The 12,321-nt window shown below is 65.9% G+C and carries 12 protein-coding genes; all 12 read right to left on the reverse strand.

Translation table 11 applies throughout. The features are described from left to right. Positions 1-88 precede the first annotated feature (88 nt). A complete protein-coding gene (locus HNO81_RS08260) occupies positions 89-856 on the reverse strand; it encodes an SDR family NAD(P)-dependent oxidoreductase (protein WP_175317638.1) in 768 nt (255 codons plus the stop codon). Between the two features lie 28 nt (positions 857-884). Next, positions 885-1,838: a 3-hydroxyacyl-CoA dehydrogenase family protein gene (locus tag HNO81_RS08265; RefSeq protein ID WP_175317639.1), complete on the reverse strand. Its 954-nt coding sequence runs from the start codon at positions 1,836-1,838 to the stop codon at positions 885-887. Further along, the gene (locus HNO81_RS08270) at positions 1,835-2,329 is read right to left on the reverse strand and encodes a ribose-5-phosphate isomerase (RefSeq protein WP_018762183.1); all 495 of its coding nucleotides are present in this window, start codon (positions 2,327-2,329) and stop codon (positions 1,835-1,837) included. The genes HNO81_RS08265 and HNO81_RS08270 overlap by 4 nt, the downstream gene beginning before the upstream one ends. Before the next feature lie 12 nt (positions 2,330-2,341). Beyond that, positions 2,342-4,063, reverse strand: a complete 1,722-nt coding sequence (locus tag HNO81_RS08275) for a dihydroxyacetone kinase family protein (protein WP_175317640.1) — start codon at positions 4,061-4,063, stop codon at positions 2,342-2,344. Between the two features lie 42 nt (positions 4,064-4,105). Continuing rightward, entirely contained in the window at positions 4,106-5,104 is a 999-nt protein-coding gene (locus tag HNO81_RS08280) for a sugar phosphate isomerase/epimerase (RefSeq protein WP_175317641.1), read from the reverse strand. A gap of 119 nt (positions 5,105-5,223) precedes the next feature. Next, complete coding sequence (locus HNO81_RS08285) at positions 5,224-5,913, reverse strand: GntR family transcriptional regulator (protein WP_175317642.1); 690 nt, start codon at positions 5,911-5,913, stop codon at positions 5,224-5,226. Between the two features lie 114 nt (positions 5,914-6,027). Then, positions 6,028-6,804: an SDR family NAD(P)-dependent oxidoreductase gene (locus tag HNO81_RS08290; RefSeq protein ID WP_175317643.1), complete on the reverse strand. Its 777-nt coding sequence runs from the start codon at positions 6,802-6,804 to the stop codon at positions 6,028-6,030. 9 nt (positions 6,805-6,813) lie between these two features. Further along, the gene (locus tag HNO81_RS08295; RefSeq protein WP_175317644.1) at positions 6,814-8,163 is read right to left on the reverse strand and encodes an MFS transporter; all 1,350 of its coding nucleotides are present in this window, start codon (positions 8,161-8,163) and stop codon (positions 6,814-6,816) included. Positions 8,164-8,384: 221 nt separating this feature from the next. Beyond that, positions 8,385-9,116, reverse strand: a complete 732-nt coding sequence (locus HNO81_RS08300) for a FadR/GntR family transcriptional regulator (protein ID WP_175317645.1) — start codon at positions 9,114-9,116, stop codon at positions 8,385-8,387. Between the two features lie 182 nt (positions 9,117-9,298). Then, complete coding sequence (gene sucD, locus HNO81_RS08305) at positions 9,299-10,201, reverse strand: succinate--CoA ligase subunit alpha (protein WP_175317646.1); 903 nt, start codon at positions 10,199-10,201, stop codon at positions 9,299-9,301. Positions 10,202-10,211: 10 nt separating this feature from the next. After that, the gene (gene sucC, locus HNO81_RS08310; RefSeq protein ID WP_175317647.1) at positions 10,212-11,381 is read right to left on the reverse strand and encodes an ADP-forming succinate--CoA ligase subunit beta; all 1,170 of its coding nucleotides are present in this window, start codon (positions 11,379-11,381) and stop codon (positions 10,212-10,214) included. Positions 11,382-11,606: 225 nt separating this feature from the next. Next, on the reverse strand, positions 11,607-12,314 hold the full coding sequence (locus tag HNO81_RS08315; RefSeq protein WP_254703373.1) for a hypothetical protein: 708 nt from the start codon (positions 12,312-12,314) through the stop codon (positions 11,607-11,609). Positions 12,315-12,321 lie beyond the last annotated feature (7 nt).

Raw genomic sequence — 12,321 nt, forward strand, 5'->3', positions numbered from 1 at the left:
CCTTCGAGTGGTGACGTTGGGGTTCCCTGGCAGGCCGGCGGCCTGCGGGGCTTATGGGGGCGCCCGGTCGGTGATGCCGGGGACGCGGTCAGTGCATGTACAGGCCGCCGTCGACGTTCAGCGTCTGGCCGGAGATGTAGCCGGCGTCCTCGCCGATGAGGAAGGAGATGGCAGCCGCGATGTCGCGGGTGGTGCCCACCCGGTTCACCACGAGGTCCATGACCAGTTCATCCTTGCGTTCCTCGCTGAGGGTGCCGCCCATGATGTCGGTGTCGATCGGACCGGGCGAGATCGCATTGACTGTGATGTCGTACTCACCCAGTTCGCGGGCGGTGGCGCGGGTCAGTCCGATCACGCCGGCCTTCGCTACGGAGTACGGGGTCTTGCTGAACGTGCCGCCGCCGCGCTGGGCGGAGACCGAAGAGATGTTCACGATCCGGCCCAGCCGGTTCTTCACCATCGATTCGGCGGCCCGACGGGTCGCGTAGTGCACGCCGTTCATGTTGATGTTGAGCACCCGGTCCCATTCGCCGGCGTCGAGCTCGAGGTAGGGAACCGGGGAGCTGACGCCCGCGATGTTCGCCAGCGCCACCAGCTGCGGAAGCTCGGCTTCGATCTCATCGATGGCGGCGCGGACCGAGGCTTCGTCGCCGATGTTGGCGCCGGCACCGTGGGCCTTGACACCGTGCTTTTCGGCCAGTTCCTTGGCCAGGCTCTTGCTGGCGGCGTCGTCAAGGTCGATCACGCCGATGTTCCAGCCGCGTTCGGCAAGGTAGACGGCCGTGGCGCGGCCGATGCCGCGTTCAGAGACGGCGCCGGTGACAATCACGGTGCGGTCTGCGGGGAAAACTGTCATGGAATGTTCCTTCTGGTTCAGGGAGGGGCTAGGACAGCGGGGCCGGGCCCAGGTCCTCGATGAGCTTCTGCATGGCGACGTAGGCCTTGTTCCGGTAGGCAACCAAAGCTGCGGTGCGCTCAGCCGGGACGTCGAGGAAGCCGGAGCCGGTCTTGGTGCCCAGCTGGCCGGCGTCGACCTTTTCCTGCAGGATCTGCGGGGTGGCGAACCGCTCCGGGAAGCCGGTCTGCAGCGACTTGTAGCAGAACGCGTAGACGTCCAGGCCGGCCATGTCCGCGATGGCGAAGGGGCCGAAGAACGGCAGCCGGAAGCCGAAAGTGGTTCGGACCAGCGTGTCCACGTCCTCGGCCGTGGCGATGCCTTCCTCCACCACCTGGGCGGCTTCGTGGAAGAGGGCGTACTGGAGCCGGTTCAGCACGAAGCCGGTGACATCCTTGACCGTGGCCGTTTCCTTGCCGGTCTCCCCCACGATGGTGCGGGCGGCCTGCACGGTCGCCTCGGAGGTCCCTTCGTGCGGGATGACTTCCACGCCGGGGATGAACGGTGCCGGGTTGGAGAAGTGGACGCCCAGGAAGCGCTCCGGGTTCTCCACCACTTCGGCCAGCTTGGCAATGGAAATAGTGGAGGTGTTGGAGCCAATGATGGCGTCCGGGCGCGCGGCGGCGCTGATCCGGCCCAGGGTGGCGTGCTTGATCTCGAGGACTTCCGGCACGGCCTCCTCGATGTATTCGGCGTCCGCCACCGCCTCCTCGATGTCCTTGGCGGCCCAGAGGTTTTCCTTCAGCAGGTCCGTGGCGTTGGCCGGGAAGAGGCCGGCAGCCACGAATTCGTCGGATTCCTTCAGCAGGCGCTCGTAGTTGCCCTGGGCGATCTCAGCGGAGACGTCGGCGAGCGCCACGCGGGCCCCGGCAAGAGCCAGGACCTGGGCGATTCCTCCGCCCATGTAGCCGGAACCGACGACGGCGATATTACGGATGCTCATGTGGTTTCAAGTCCTTCCGACGCGCCCTCATAGGAGCAGATGGCGTCTACTTTGGCCGCGGATGCGGAGTTTTCATCGAAGCGGTAGTTGAGCCATTCGCCCACCAGCTTCTTGGCCAGTTCCAGGCCGATGACGCGCTGGCCCAGGGTCAGCACCTGCGCGTTGTTGGAGAGCACGGACCGCTCCACGGAGTAGCTGTCGTGGGCCGTCACGGCCCGGATGCCCGGTACCTTGTTGGCGGAGATAGCCACGCCCAGGCCGGTGCCGCAGATCAGCAGGGCACGGTCCGCCTCACCGGCAGCCACTTTGCGGGCGGCGGCGACGGCCAGGTGGGGGTAGGCGGTGGTGTCGTCGGCGCCGACTCCCACATCCTCCACGGAAGCGACCCGGGGGTCCGCCTCCAGCAGTTCCCGCAGGGCGTTCTTGTATTCGACGCCTGCTTCGTCATTGCCGACGACGATGCGCCAGCCGGTTGGGGATTGCTCAGTCATAACGGTTCTCCTTCAGTGGCTTTCGATGGTGGCGGCGTAATCGGCCACCCTGCGGGCGATGAGGCCGAAGGACACAGCACCGGGGTCGGGGTGGCCCAGGCTCTTTTCGGCCAGGGGCCGGGCGCGGCCCTTCTTCGGGCTGAGGCCGGCTGTCTCATCGGCGGCTTTTGCTGCCGCGTCCGCTGCTGCCCGGAGGCTCCCGGCCAGGCTGCCGCCGTCGTCAAGTGCCCGGGTAAAGGTGTCAGCGAACGGAAGAAGCGCATCCACCATGGTCTTGTCCCCGGCTTCGGCCTTGCCCAGGGTGATGATGGCGTCGCGGAGGGCATTGACGGCTGCGGCCGCATCCGAGGCGGTATAGGAATCCTTGCTGCCCAGGGTTTTCCCGACGGCGGCGACGGCCGCGCCCCACAGGGCGCCGGAGGTGCCGCCGGCACGCTCGGCCCACTGCTCGCCCGCGGCGGTGAGGAGTTCCTCCAGCCCGGCGCCTGCTGCGTGCGACTTCTCCGCGGCTTCAACGGCGGCATCGACGCCCCGGCGCATGCCGATGCCGTGGTCGCCGTCCCCGGCGATCGCGTCCAGTTTTCCCAGGGCGTCCTCATGTTCGACGACGACGGCGCGCGCTTCCTTCAGCGCGCCCACAGCGGTGGCGGCCAAGGCAGTGGAAGCGGCGGTGGCTTCCAGCGCAGGCGCCGTTGCTGCCTCAGCGAGGGAGTCGACGGAGCGGGCCCGGCGCGGCGCAAGGTTGCCCTTGCGGAAGGCAGGGGTATCGGCGGGTGCGGCCCAGAATTTCTCCAGTTCCGCGTCCAGCCAGAACAGCGTCAGGGACAGTCCGGACATGTCCAGGCTGGTCACCAGTTCGCCGCACTCCGGTTCCACGATCTCCAGGCCAGCCCCGGTGAGCAGCTCCTCGACCTTCCCGAACAACAGGAACAGTTCGTCGTACTTCACCGTTCCCAGGCCATTCAGGATCGGCACAACCCGGGTGCCCGCGGCATCAGGCTTGTCCTTGAGCAGGCCGTCCACCAGGAGCCGGGCCAGCTCGCTGGCAGTTGGCAGGGGCTGTTCGGAGATGCCTGGTTCACCGTGGATGCCCAGCCCCACCGACATCATGCCTTCGGGGACCGTAAAGAGAGGTTCCGCCGCCCCGGGCAGGGTGCAGCCGGCGAAGGCCACGCCTAGCGAGCGGGTGTGGTGGTTGGCCTTGATGGCCAGGCGCTCCACCTCGTCCAGGTCCAGGCCGGCTTCGGCTGCCGCACCGGCCACTTTGAAGACCGTGAGGTCCCCGGCAATGCCGCGCCGCTTGTCGATTTCCGCCAGCGGCGCGCTGGCGATGTCATCGGTGACCACGACGGTCCGGGTTTCGATGCCTTCGGCGTTCAGTTTGTCCTGGGCCTGCCCGAAGTGGAGGACGTCGCCGGCATAGTTTCCGTAGCTGAGCAGGACTCCCCCGCCGGCCTGGGATGCCTTGGCCACCCGGTACACCTGCCCCGCTGCAGGGGAGGCAAACATGTTGCCGCAGGCGCTTCCGGCCGCCAGGCCGGCACCCACCAGGCCGGCAAAGGCCGGGTAGTGGCCGGATCCGCCGCCGATGACCAGTGCCACCTGGCCGGCGGGTGATTCTGTGGAGCGGACAACTCCGCCGTCAACGCGCGCCACGTACTGGCGGTTGGCGGCGACGAAGCCGTCGAGGGCGTCGTCTGCGAACTGCGCTGGATCGTCAAATATCTTTGTCATGATTCCTCGTTGAACCGGTGTTCTTGATGGGGATGCTGCCGGCTAGTGTGCGGGAACTGCTGCTGGAGCCTGCCGGCCCTGCGCCACCAGGCTGGTGCCCAGGGCGTAGCCTTCGCGCTTGGGCAGGACCTGGCGGCGCAGGTAGTCCTGGTTGGCGGCGGTGACGCTCAGGCCGTCGCCACCGTAGTGCTCCGTGCAGATGATGCCCTGGAAGCCGACGGATATGGCGAACTGGAAAGCCTCGCGGTAGCTGATCAGGCCTGATTCCATGGGGGCCGGCATGGCGACGTACTGGTTCCGTGCCTGGTCCTCGTCGCGGATGTAGTTCTTGACGTGCCAGTAGTTGGAGTACGGCAGGGTCTTGTGTACCAGCTCGCGCCAGTCCTCGATGGGCCGGTGCAGGCGGATCAGGTTTCCCAGGTCCGGGTTCAGCCCAACGTTGGGCAGGTCGATGTCCTGGACCAGCTGCACGGAGGAATCGCCGGTGCCCAGGTACGTGTCCTCGTACATTTCCAGGGACACCAGGAGTCCCAGTTCGGCGGCGTGCTTGCCTACTTCGCGGATGCGGGTGACGGCGTTGTTCCAGGTGTCCTTGTCCCCCACCGGGTCCTTGTGGCCTTCGACGGTCCAGAACCACAGCTGCTTCTGCTGTTCCGGGGTGATGGCCTGGTGCAGGCCGATCGAGACGACTTCGCAGCCGAGCTGGGCGGCGGCCTCCAGGGTGCGGTGGGTGTAGGCCAGGTTCTCCTCCCAGTTGCTTTCCTCGATCACGCTGCGGCGGATGGCGGAGATGGAGGGAAGTCCCAGGCCGGCGGTGGTGGCGGCAGCCTTCAGTTCGTCCAGGCGTGCACTGGAAAGATCACCCGGGCGGACCCAGCTGTCCGTGAGGTCGGCGTTGGTGAAACCGGAATCCGCCACCTCTTCGAAGACCTGCTGCCAGTCGCTGGCGGGGGCTTCCTGGGCGGTGGTCCCGTCCGGCCTCGTTCCGGGGAACTGAAGCAGGGCGGCGGCGATGGGCCAGTTTTCAGCGGTGTACGGCATTGTCACTCCAAGTTAGGAATCGCATTTCCTATAGGATCTACGTTGGCAGTGTGTCCTGTCAAGGGTTGGATTGTTGAGGCAGGGATGGAGCAAGGGGCTTAGGGCCCCGGAGCGGGCTGCTAGCTGCGCACTTCGCTGTCGTGCTGCGAGCGCTGCTTGACGCCTTCGATGTGGTCGATCATTTTTTGGCGGGCGAGCTCGGGATCGCCGGCTTCGAAGGCTTTCAGGATCTCTGTGTGTTCCGCAATGGCGAAATCGGCGTCGGTCACGCCCAGTCCGCCGAAGAAGCGGAAGCGCTGCACCTGGCCGCCCAAGGCGTTGTAGGCAGAGAGCAGGAACTGGTTGTCCGCCGATTCGGCGATAAGGCGGTGGAAGCGTTCGTCAGCTTCCCAGTACGCACGGAATTCCGCGAAAGACGGTCCACGGGGCGCGGCCTTCAGGTCTTCGATGGCCTGTTGGAGCTTGCCGGCCAGTTCCCTGCCCGCGTGCCTGCAGGCCATGAAGGCGTTGGCCGGTTCAATCACCAGCCGTGCGTCCATCAGGTCCGCAAGCTCCTCGGGAGAGAACAGCGGGGCCACGCGGTAGCCCCGCAAGGCCGTTCGCCGAACCATGCCGGTGGCTTCCAGGCGTGCCAGCGCTTCCCGCACCGGGGTGGGCGAGACGTCCAGCTCACGGGCCATTCCATCGATACTGACGGGCGTGCCCGCTTCCAGCCGGCCGTCCATCAGGGCAACCAACAGCGCTTCGTAGACGTGGTCCGCGAGGACCTGCCTGCTCACCCCGCCGGTGGACTTGTTCTTGGTTGCCATGTAGGAATCCTATAGCCGCTAAGGGTGCGGGACGTTGCCGATGACGCACCCCGGACGTACAGTGCCGCGCAGCTGCAAGGCAGCAGGGCACTGTACGCCGGAATTGCCGGGAGGTCAGGAAACCTGCAGGCCGCCATTGATGTCATAGGTGGCGGCTGTGATGTAGCCCGCGTCCCCGCTGAGGAGGAACGCGATCAGGGCCGCCACTTCCTCACGGGTCCCCACCCGGCCCATCATGATTCCCTCGGACATCTGGGCCTTGCGCTCATCGCTGAGCGTCCCGCCCATGATGTCCGTGTCGATCGGGCCTGGCGCGACGGCATTCACGGTGATGTTGTGCTCCCCCACCTCGCGGGCCAGCGCACGGGTGAAGCCCAGGATGCCGGCCTTGGAAGCGCTGTAGGCCACCTTGGAGTAGGTTCCGCCGCCACGCTGGGCTGAGATGGAGGAGATGCTGACAATCCTGCCCAGTTCCCGTTCGATCATGCCCTTGAGCACGCGCTGGGACACCACGAACGTGCCACGCATGTTGATGGCGAAGACCTTGTCCCACTCCGCCACCGTGGTTTCCATGAAGGGGGTGGGGGAACTGATTCCGGCCAGGTTGACCAGCCCCACAATGGGCGGCATGGACTGTTCGATTTCCGTGATGGCACGGTCCACCGATGCCTCGTCGGAGACGTCGGCGCCGACGCCAATGGCCTTGACGGCACGGCTGGAGCCGATCTCGGCCGCTGCCGCCTTGGCGTCTTCGGCATTGATGTCCAGGATGGCAATGGACCAGCCCTGGCTGGCCAGCCGGTCCGCGGCGGCGCGGCCGATGCCCCGGGCGGACGCCGCGCCGGTCAGGACCGCGGTGCGTTCGGTTGGAAATGCGTGCTCTGTAGTCATGGCTGCTTCCTAGTGGTGTTCAGCGGCAGGGACGGTGGCTCCGGGCGCGGAGACACCTTCAGGCCGGTTGCGGGCGTAGAGATAGGTTGCGACGGCGGTCACCGCGAGGCAGGCTGCCAGGAAGACCAGGCCGGTCTGGCTGTTTCCGGTGGCGTCCTTGAGGATGCCCACGATGTAGGGGGCTACGAAGCCGCCCAGGTTGCCCAGTGAGTTGACCATGGCCAGTCCTGCTGCCGCCGCGGCGCCCGTGAGGGCGGCGGACGGCATGGCCAGGAAGGGCGCAATTGCGGAGTAGATACCCATGGCCGCGAGGGTCAGGAAGACCATGGCGAGGACGGCATTGACGGGGAGGAGGAAGCCGGCACCCAGGAGCCCGATGGCGGCAAGCACCATGCTGGCGCTGGCATGCCATACGCGGTTTCCCGTACGGTCCGAACGCTTGCTCCAGAAGTAGACGAACACCGCGGCAATGGCATACGGGATGAAGACGATGAATCCCACCTGGGTGGAGTCGAACTTACCAAGCGCCTTCACAATGGTGGGCAGCCAGAGGCCCAGGCCATAGATACCGCACACCAGGCCAAAGTACAGGGCCGAATACGCGATGGTGCGGGGATCCTTCAGGCCGGCAAGGAAGTTGTGGTTGCCTGCCTTCTGCTTGTCCGCCAGCTCCGCAGCCATGGTGGTGGAGAGCCATTCGCGCTCCTCCGGCTTGAGCCATTTGGCGTGTTCCGGGCGGTCCGTCATGACGAAGGGCGTGATGATGCCCAGGATGATGGCCGGGATGCCCTCGAGGATGTAGAGCCACTGCCAGCCGTGCAGGCCGGCGACGCCTTCAAGGTTCAGGAGCATGCCGGACACTGGGGCGCCGAGGGCGTTGGAGATGGGCTGGGCCAGGATGAAGATGCCCAAGACCGTCACGCGCTGCGCTGCCGGGAACCAGAGCGTCAGGTAGAAGAGGATCGCCGGGAAGAAGCCGGCTTCTGCCGCGCCCAGGAGGAAGCGGATGACGTAGAAGGTGGCTTCACCATTCACCAGGAACATGGCCGTGGCGAAGATGCCCCAGCTGATCAGGATGCGGGCAATCCACTTACGGGCGCCGAAGCGGTACATGCCGCCATTCGACGGGATCTCCAGCAGGGCGTAACCCAGGAAGAAGATGCCGGCACCCAGGCCGTAGGCAGCCTCGGTCAGGCCGATGTCACCCTGCATGCCGAGCTTGGCAAAGCCCACGTTGTTGCGGTCCAGGTAGGCGATGAAATAGAGAAGGACGATCAGGGGCATGAGCCGCCGGCGGACCTTGCGGAGGGTGGTCTCGCCCAACTGGCCGAGTGCGGGGGCAGTGGCACGGGTGGTCATTTCAGACCTCCGGTGCAGGTGTAGGGGCCCTCAAAAGGGGAATGCGCGCGCATGGAGACTCCTTTGGCCTGCGGCATTTTGGGGGGATTGATATCAGATGTCTGATGTCTGACTGCGATTCTAATCACAGGAAGATGTGGGCGTCAACACAGACAGCCTCCTGCGCATTGGGCCCGCACCCGCCCTCCGGACGCACCCGCGCCCTGGGCGCCGGAATCCCCTCAGCCGGCAGCAGTACCGCTGCGGCTGGCCAGCGCGAGGTACTGCTCGTAGTCCTCGAAGGTCTGCGTAATGTGCGCGTCCATGGTGGATCGTGCGGTCGCCGGATCGCCCGCGGCGATGGCGGCGAGGACCATCTTGTGGTGGTGGATGGCGTGGCGTTGGACATCCGGGAAGGCAGACGTTTCCCGGCGCATCGCAAAAAGCAGGGTGGACAATTGGCCCAGGAGGGCGGGTACGAACGGATTGCCGGAGGCCCGCAGGACGGTGTCATGGAAGGCGATGTCCGCCACGGTCAGGGCATCAACGTCCCCGGAAAGGTGGGCGGCTTCCATCTTCTCCACGCTGTCCTGCAGGGCAGCGAGGTCACCCGGCCGGTGGCGGGAGGCAGCCAGTTCGGCCGCCCCGGTCTCCACCATGCGGCGCACTTCGAGGAGGCGCAGGGCCACCTGGTCCGAGGCCACTCCCCTGGAGGCTGCGCGCATGATGGCATCCAGCCCGGTCCAGCGCTCGGGCGGATTGACGAAGGTACCCAGGCCGCGCCTGACGTAGACGACGTCCTGCGCTTTCAGCACCTTCATGGCTTCCCGGGCCGTCAGCCTGCTGACACCCGATTCCTTGGCGATGTCGGCCTCCGGCGGCAGGGCGTCGTCGGCCTTGATCTCCCCGCTGATGATGTGCTCAAGGACCTTTTCCACGACGGCGTCGACCAGGGTTGGTCGCTTCTCTGCCATCGTTGTTCCCCTGCCTGCGCGCCCACGGCGGCCCGATACTCCGCTCCCAACACTACTCGACCCTGCCGGGGCAGCCGGCGACCGCCGTCGGCACCATCCGTTAAAAAACGAACGCGGGGCCACCCGGGGTCCGTCCCCTGAAGGGACACGGACCGGGGTGGCCCCGCGGCGTGAAGTACTGCCTAGAGGGCGGAGTAGACCTCGCGGAGCAGCTTGGCGGTCTCGGACGGCGTCTTGCCGACCTTCACGCCTGCAGCCTCGAGGGCTTCCTTCTTGGCCTGGGCGGTACCGGCGGAACCGGAGACGATGGCACCTGCGTGGCCCATGGTCTTGCCTTCGGGGGCGGTGAAGCCGGCCACGTAGCCGACAACCGGCTTGGTGACGTTGGCCTTGATGAAGTCGGCCGCGCGCTCTTCGGCGTCGCCGCCGATTTCGCCGATCATCACGATGGCCTTGGTCTCGGGGTCAGCCTCGAACGCAGCCAGGGCGTCGATGTGGGTGGTGCCGATGACGGGGTCGCCGCCGATGCCGATGGCGGTGGAGAAGCCCAGGTCGCGCAGTTCGTACATCATCTGGTAGGTCAGCGTGCCGGACTTGGAGACCAGGCCGATGGGGCCCTTGCCGGTGATGTTGGCGGGGGTGATGCCAACCAGTGCTTCGCCGGGGGTGATGATGCCGGGGCAGTTCGGGCCGATGATGCGGGTGACCTGGTTGCCGTCTGCATCCACCTTGGACTGGGCCAGGGCCCAGAATTCGGCGGAGTCCTGCACGGGAACGCCTTCGGTGATGACCACGACCAGGCCGATGCCGGCCTCGATGGCTTCGACAACGGCGTTCTTGGTGAACGCCGGCGGCACGAAGACGATGGAGACGTCGGCGCCGGTTTCAGCCATGGCTTCCTTGACGGTGCCGTAGACGTTGATTTCCTTATCGCCGTGCAGGACCGTGGTGCCGGCCTTGCGGGCGTTGACGCCGCCAACAATGTTGGTGCCGGCCTTGAGCATCAGGGCGGTGTGCTTGGTGCCTTCGCCGCCGGTGATGCCCTGGACGATGACCTTGGAGTCTTTGTTCAGATAAATAGACATGGTGCGTCCCTTACTTCGCTGCGTTGGCGAGCTCGGCGGCCTTGTCGGCGCCCTCGTCCATGGTGGCGGCCAGGGTAACCAGCGGGTGGTTGGCCTCGGTGAGGATGCGGCGGCCTTCCTCGACGTTGTTGCCGTCAAGGCGGACTACCAGCGGCTTGTTGGCGGAGCTGCCCAGTTCGGCCAGTGCGCCGACGATGCCCTTGGCGACGGCGTCGCATGCGGTGATGCCGCCGAAGACGTTCACGAACACGGACTTGACCTGCTCGTCACCCAGGATGACGTCCAGGCCGGCGGCCATGACCTCGGCCGAGGCTCCACCGCCGATGTCCAGGAAGTTGGCGGGCTTGACGTTGCCGTGGTTTTCACCGGCGTAGGCAACGACGTCCAGGGTGGACATGACCAGGCCTGCACCGTTGCCGATGATGCCCACTTCGCCGTCGAGCTTGACGTAGTTGAGGTCCTGCGCCTTTGCCTTGGCCTCAAGCGGGTCGGCAGCGTCCTTGTCCTCGAGCTGCGCGTGCTTGGCGTGGCGGAAGTCGGCGTTCTCGTCCAGGGAGACCTTGCCGTCCAGGGCAACGATGTCGCCGGCGCCGGTCTTGACCAGCGGGTTGACCTCCACCAGGGTGGCGTCTTCCTTCTTGAAGACGTCCCAGAGCTTGAGGATCACGGCGGCGACCTTGCCGCGCAGTTCCTCGGCGAAGCCTGCAGCTGCAACGATTTCGTCGGCCTTGGCCTGGTCGATGCCCACGGCGGGGTCGATGGCGATCTTGGCCAGCGCTTCGGGACGTTCGACGGCGAGCTGCTCGATTTCCATACCGCCCTCAACCGAGCACATGGCCAGGTAGTTGCGGTTGGCGCGGTCCAGCAGGACGGAGAAGTAGAACTCCTCGGCGATGTCCGCACCCTGGGCAATCATCACCTTGTTGACGGTGTGGCCCTTGATGTCCATGCCGAGGATGTTGGTGGCGTGCTCAAACGCCTCATCAGCGGACTTTGCGACCTTGACGCCGCCGGCCTTGCCACGGCCGCCTACCTTGACCTGTGCCTTGACAACGGTAACGCCGCCGATCTTCTCGGCAGCTGCCTTTGCTTCTTCTGGGGTGTACGCCACGATGCCGGCAAGCACGGGTACACCGTGCGCCTCGAACATATCGCGCGCCTGGTATTCAAACAGGTCCACGGTTTAGTGTCCTTCTACGTCGAAGTAGTTTCTGTACAGCCGGACACCATCGGCGAAGACGGTGACCGGGCTGCGGATTGCACGCACCGGAGGCCTGTCTGGAAACGAGCCACGCGGCGTAATGCTCCATGGGGAACTCTAGTCCTTTGGAGGGACCGGGCCGTCCCAGACTACCCCTTATGTGAGTAAGCACACTATTCTATGGAGCGTAGAAAAACCGCGGATTTACGGGGATTTTGAGCCCTCCGGCTGCGGCGGCCCACTGCTTTTGTCCGGCCCGGGAATCAGCTCGTAACGTTCGGGGGAAACAAAGAATCCGACGCCGGCTGACACGTTCCCGCACGCCACGCCACGGTTGTAGGCGGAGCACCGCAGCCCGTTGCGTTCCAGGTTCTGGCCTTCCGCGAGCACGGGGAGCTGGGTGAGGGCGCCCTGCTTGTTCCCCTTGGGCCCGTAGGTCCCTTCCATGGATGTGACGCCGGAGCGGCATTCCCCGTAACGGGCCGTGTCCGGGGACAGGAGGGCCACGCCGCCCAGGTACCCAAGGTGGGTTCCGGCGCAGTCGTCCTTGATGTCCGCCGGCTGGGGCGCCGGGTAGGTGGCAAGCTCGCAGTGGGCCACCGGGACGATGGGCAGCTTGTTATTGGCGGCGTCGCTGTAGTTGTTCTGCTCATACGGCAGGTTCACGTGTTCCCCGCGGGCGGAGGTGAGCGAGCACGCGATGGTCCGGTCAGCGGTGATGAACGAAAGGACGTCCGTGCCGCTGGAGAACGCTTTGGCGTCCGTCAGGGGCGCACTTTCCAGCTGCTCCATGGGTGGCAGCGGAGCCGGCGGAACGTAGGCCGGGTCCTTGGTGGTCACGGTGCAGCCCGTGGCAGTCATAAGGAGCAGGGCGGCGAGCATTCCCCATACAGTCCGTCGCATGGGCTCCATTATGCCC

This window comes from Pseudarthrobacter sp. C4D7, from assembly GCF_013359725.1.
Taxonomy (GTDB): domain Bacteria; phylum Actinomycetota; class Actinomycetes; order Actinomycetales; family Micrococcaceae; genus Arthrobacter.

What these genes read in the sequence shown, in the direction of transcription:
- HNO81_RS08260 (WP_175317638.1), bottom strand. Translation starts at nt 856, where the DNA reads ATGACAGTTTTCCCCGCAGACCGCACCGTGATTGTCACCGGCGCCGTC.
- HNO81_RS08265 (WP_175317639.1), bottom strand. Translation starts at nt 1,838, where the DNA reads ATGAGCATCCGTAATATCGCCGTCGTCGGTTCCGGCTACATGGGCGGA.
- HNO81_RS08290 (WP_175317643.1), bottom strand. Translation starts at nt 6,804, where the DNA reads ATGACTACAGAGCACGCATTTCCAACCGAACGCACCGCGGTCCTGACC.
- sucD (WP_175317646.1), bottom strand. Translation starts at nt 10,201, where the DNA reads ATGTCTATTTATCTGAACAAAGACTCCAAGGTCATCGTCCAGGGCATC.
- HNO81_RS08285 (WP_175317642.1), bottom strand. Translation starts at nt 5,913, where the DNA reads ATGGCAACCAAGAACAAGTCCACCGGCGGGGTGAGCAGGCAGGTCCTC.
- HNO81_RS08315 (WP_254703373.1), bottom strand. Translation starts at nt 12,314, where the DNA reads ATGGAGCCCATGCGACGGACTGTATGGGGAATGCTCGCCGCCCTGCTC.
- HNO81_RS08280 (WP_175317641.1), bottom strand. Translation starts at nt 5,104, where the DNA reads ATGCCGTACACCGCTGAAAACTGGCCCATCGCCGCCGCCCTGCTTCAG.
- HNO81_RS08275 (WP_175317640.1), bottom strand. Translation starts at nt 4,063, where the DNA reads ATGACAAAGATATTTGACGATCCAGCGCAGTTCGCAGACGACGCCCTC.
- HNO81_RS08270 (WP_018762183.1), bottom strand. Translation starts at nt 2,329, where the DNA reads ATGACTGAGCAATCCCCAACCGGCTGGCGCATCGTCGTCGGCAATGAC.
- HNO81_RS08295 (WP_175317644.1), bottom strand. Translation starts at nt 8,163, where the DNA reads ATGACCACCCGTGCCACTGCCCCCGCACTCGGCCAGTTGGGCGAGACC.
- HNO81_RS08300 (WP_175317645.1), bottom strand. Translation starts at nt 9,116, where the DNA reads ATGGCAGAGAAGCGACCAACCCTGGTCGACGCCGTCGTGGAAAAGGTC.